The sequence below is a fragment of the Streptomyces sp. PTL18 genome (assembly GCF_059510295.1).
On sequence record NZ_JCAJZO010000115.1, the window covers coordinates 1 to 893 of the forward strand.

At 64.2% G+C, this 893-nt stretch carries 1 protein-coding gene and 1 pseudogene; one reads left to right on the forward strand and one right to left on the reverse strand.

Annotated elements, in window-relative coordinates:
- Positions 1–164 (reverse strand): annotated as a pseudogene (locus AC5WS8_RS39215) (DUF317 domain-containing protein); the annotation flags it as partial.
- A gap of 490 nt (positions 165–654) precedes the next feature.
- On the opposite strand from AC5WS8_RS39215, the gene AC5WS8_RS39220 reads away from it, so the two are divergent.
- A partial coding sequence (locus tag AC5WS8_RS39220) for a hypothetical protein (RefSeq protein WP_496108248.1) occupies positions 655–893 on the forward strand: 239 nt, incomplete at its 3' end.

The window sequence follows — 893 nt, forward strand, 5'->3', positions numbered from 1 at the left end:
GAGCTGACGTGTACGTCCGCACGGTCGTCCACGATGAGGTTGAAGTCCTCCGCGGAGAACTGGTCCATGACGAGCGTGGGCTGGCCAGGACCCAGCTGCCACTCGCGCAGCCGCAGGGCTTCGACGGTGGTGGAGAATCCAGGGCCGGCGGGAGCCACGGTCACGGGTAATCACCTCTCTGACCTGGGGTTTCTTGCAAGGTCGTCTACGTTGACATGCTCCCGCGCAGGTTGGCCAGTCTTTCTGTGATCTTTCCTGTCTGCCCCCGGCGAACTGTCGTCCTTGGACAGTGAAGCCAGTCGCCCTGGCATCTGATCCAGGCGCTTGACAGCGAACCAAGTCGTGGGGGCTTCCCACACCGCCACGGGCCCGAGGAAGTCAGCGGGAACGTCGCGATGCGGGTCTCTTGTCAGCGGCACCTCCTACACTCCGCAGATGCGACAGCCCAGGATGATGAGCTGCCTGGCCGTGGCCCTCCAGGCCATCAGGGCTGATGGGCATGGCGTCTGCCAGGCGCCTGCATGTCCCAGAGGTCGCCGACAGCACGCGCCGGCAGAGCTTTCACGAGGACGGTCTCCGGTGCGGATGTCGGAGAGGGTTCCATTACCGTCCTTGTCTAACAGGGGGATTAAAGCTGTGCCTTCCGCTACTGGCTTGACCGACCTGCGCGAGCAGTGGATCCAGAAGATCTGCGCGGGGATTGCCACCTCTGTCGGTCGCCACCACCCGTTGCTGGATCCGGCGCGGATCGTCGGTAACCCGAGTGATCTGGATCTATTGCGTGCCCTCCTGATCCTGCGGATCGCCGTCTTGGACGCGCGTGGCCGGTCCACCGCGCACATCACGGGACTGCTGGCAAAGCACCCGGTCTTCGCCGATCCCAAGCCTGACAC